Source organism: Phormidium pseudopriestleyi FRX01, assembly GCF_017313335.1.
Taxonomy (GTDB): domain Bacteria; phylum Cyanobacteriota; class Cyanobacteriia; order Cyanobacteriales; family Laspinemataceae; genus Laspinema; species Laspinema pseudopriestleyi.
The window spans coordinates 1-3,360 of sequence record NZ_JAFLQW010000544.1 but is presented as its reverse complement, the minus strand read 5'-3'; the positions used below and the strand labels follow the sequence as shown (position 1 = coordinate 3,360).

Sequence of the window (3,360 nt, the reverse complement as noted above, 5' to 3'; positions counted from 1 at the left end):
TTCCCGAATTAAGGTATAACGAAGGGAATCGGTACCGTATTTTTCAATCAACAGCAACGGGTCAATTCCATTCCCCGCCGACTTAGACATTTTTTTATTGTTTTCATCCCGGACTAATCCGTGAATGTAAACATCTTTAAAAGGCATTTTCCCCGTGAAATGTCCCGCCATCATCGTCATCCGCGCCACCCAGAAGAAAATGATATCAAAGCCAGTAACCAGGGTTGTTGTGGGATAATAGGTATTCAAATCTTCGGTTTTATCAGGCCATCCCAAGGTGGAAAACGGCCATAATCCAGAGGAAAACCAAGTATCCAAAACATCCGGGTCTTGTTGAATTTGAACACTTTCTCCAAATTTAGCTTTCAGTTTAGCTGTAGCTTCTTCAGCAGATTTTGCCACCACAAACGGCGTATCATCAGCAATCATTCCCCCCGTTTCACTAATGGCATACCAAGCGGGAATTTGATGTCCCCACCAGAGTTGACGAGAAATACACCAATCTTTGAGTTTTTCCAACCAATCGCGATACACTTTTGTCCAGCGATCGGGGACAAACCGAGGAGAATTTTCCTCATCCAAAAACGTTAAGGCGCGACTGGAAAGGGAGTCAATTTTGACAAACCACTGAGTTGAAATCAGCGGTTCTACCGGCACTTTACCGCGATCGCTATAAGGAACCGTATGCTTATATTCCTCCACCTTCACCAGTCGTCCTTCTGCCTCCAACTGCTGAACCACTGCCTTCCTGGCATCCTGGCGATCGCGTCCCGCAAAAGGTCCGGCATTCTCATTCAATGACCCATCTTTATTCATAATGGTAATAAACGGCAAATTGTGCCGCATTCCCATCGCAAAATCATTCGGGTCATGGGCCGGAGTTACTTTAACACAACCCGTTCCAAAACTCGGATCAACAAACTCATCTCCCACAATTGGGATTTCCCGATTCATAATCGGCAGCGTTAACATTTTCCCAATTAACCCTTTGTAGCGATCGTCATTGGGATTCACCGCAACTGCCGTATCTCCTAACATTGTTTCGGGTCGAGTCGTCGCCACCTCCACAAATCCAGAACCATCACTCAGAGGATAGCGAAAGTGCCATAAATGACCATTGATTTCGCGTTGTTCCACCTCCAAATCCGACACCGCAGACTGACTCGCGGGACACCAGTTCACCATATATTTGCCGCGATAAATCAGTCCTTCGTCATGCAACGCGATAAACGCTTCCAAAACTGCTTTGGAAAGTCCTTCATCCATCGTAAACCGTTCGCGAGTCCAATCAACGGAAACCCCCAACCGGCGCAACTGATTCGTAATCGTGTTACCAGACTTTTCTTTCCACTGCCAAGCGCGTTCCAGGAACTTATCCCGTCCCACTTGATCCCGGGTTTTGCCTTCTTCTCGCAATTGCCGTTCTAAAATCGTCTGGACCGCAATACTGGCATGATCCGTCCCCGGCAACCACAGGGTATTGCGCCCTTTCATGCGATGATAGCGCACTAGCACGTCAATCAGGGCGCTTTCAAAGGCGTGTCCCATGTGTAAGCTACCCGTAACATTGGGCGGGGGAATCATGATACAGTAAGGCTCTCCCGGGTGATTCGGGTCCGCTTTAAAAACCTGATTCTCTTCCCAAAACGCTTGCCATTTGGCTTCTGTCGTCTTGGGTTCATATTGACTCGGTAAGTTAGGAATGGTGGAAGTCATCGGGAATATAAGGTGAACGGTTTACAAACTGATCTATCTTACGATTTTGCCACAAGCCTTTGACGGAAACGAACGGAAAATAAAAGGACCCATCCAAAATTGATGGCAGTTGAGGCAGTTCCAGAGGGACCATTACCCCTAAACTGGCGAAACGGAAGGCGATCGGGGTGGGGGTCAATCTTAAAGAAGGAGGACCAGAAACCCGGTTTCGTGACAAAATTTTGGCTAATCAGCAACCAATCCGGTGCAGAAACCGGGTTTCTAACCGCTACTGTCGGCGATCGCCTTCCGTTATGCCTCAAAAAAGGCGATCGCTGTTGATTTTATCGAATATTTTTTGTAGAGAAGCGCTAATTTCACTTCTCTACAAAACTCGACTTTAATTATCAGTCACTGGAGGAAAAGCCGCCATCAATTCTTCCAAAGAATTGACATCCATCAGCATTTCCCCTATCGTTTCTAATTGCTCTCGGTTCAACCGTTGCAAGCTGGCTGTAACCTCTTCAGATACTTCCCCAAACCGACGCCGGATTTGGCGTTGGATGAGTCGTTGTGCTTCTTGTACTTCTCCTTCCTGGCGTCCTTCCTCCAATCCTTGCTTTAAAATTTCCTGACCCCAAGTTGATTCCAGTAAAGCCTGTGTTTGAAAATTCATGATTTTCTCCACGATATTTTCTCCTAATACATAGCTAGAAAAAATTCCCAACAATCGTTGTAAATCTTCCGAACGTTCTTCCCGTTGTAGTCGGACAGCAGCACGACGTAAGATGGTTTCGTTTGCACCCCCTTTCATCACCGTTGCTAAGGGCAGTAGGGCCTTTAATTCTGGTTGAAAGGCGACCTCGGCATCGATTTCCCAGAGGTTGATTACCTCATAGTCTTGCCGTGCCTCTAGTCCCATAATAGTCGATTCATAGCGAGTGGGAATGGGGGTGTTGCCCGGTGGCGGAAAAATATTGACCACCACCGGATGCACGGGTAAATTATATTTTTCTTCTGCCAGTGCCGCATAAGCCCGAATCCGCACCGGCATCCGAGTATCCGGGCGAAATTGGACTTCGGTTAGGCTAATAAATTCCCTTTCTTCCGGGCTATAGGCTTTGATGAGAATATCGCTATCTCGACTAAGCCACTGAAATTCTGAATCGAGGATGACTTGGGCTACTGTATCCGATTTTCGAGTTACCCATTTGACCCATCCATCGGGGGAGAGTCCGATTAATCTCTTACTGCTAATATCTGCTTTTCCCATTGTTTTATGCGGATATTTACACTTAAAATTATAGTCAAGTTAATACAAAAAGTCAAGGATATTTAAAAACTTTTTAATGATTAATATGCATTATATTAAATGGCCTAAATTATCACAAAAATCTACTTAAGGAGTGGGAGCATCTTGCTCCCTGATAGCAGCAGTAGGGAGCAAGATGCTCCCACTCCTGGGAGGAATTATCCACTTCCTGCAAGAATCACTCTATAATAATTAGGATTAAACCAGGAATTACTTATGGCCTTAATTGATCAGGTTAAACAAGTCTGCGATCGCCTTGCGAACTACGGATGGCGAGAATTACTGTTACAGCATGGGTTGGATATCACAGCGGCAAATCTGACAGCCGAATTGGGGAAAATCCTCCCGAACAT

General features: G+C 45.9%; 3 protein-coding genes. All 3 read right to left on the bottom strand.

The window, feature by feature from the left end; genetic code table 11:
- Positions 1–1,716: valine--tRNA ligase (locus J0895_RS20655; protein WP_207089881.1), on the bottom strand; the 1,716-nt coding region annotated here is incomplete at its 3' end.
- Positions 1,697–1,894 carry a hypothetical protein gene (locus J0895_RS20650; protein WP_207089880.1) on the bottom strand — a complete coding sequence of 66 codons (198 nt, stop codon included), beginning with the start codon at positions 1,892–1,894 and terminating at the stop codon, positions 1,697–1,699. The genes J0895_RS20650 and J0895_RS20655, both read right to left, overlap by 20 nt.
- Positions 1,895–2,095: 201 nt before the next feature.
- On the bottom strand, positions 2,096–2,968 hold the full coding sequence (locus tag J0895_RS20645) for a DUF4351 domain-containing protein (protein ID WP_207089879.1): 873 nt from the start codon (positions 2,966–2,968) through the stop codon (positions 2,096–2,098).
- Positions 2,969–3,360 lie beyond the last annotated feature (392 nt).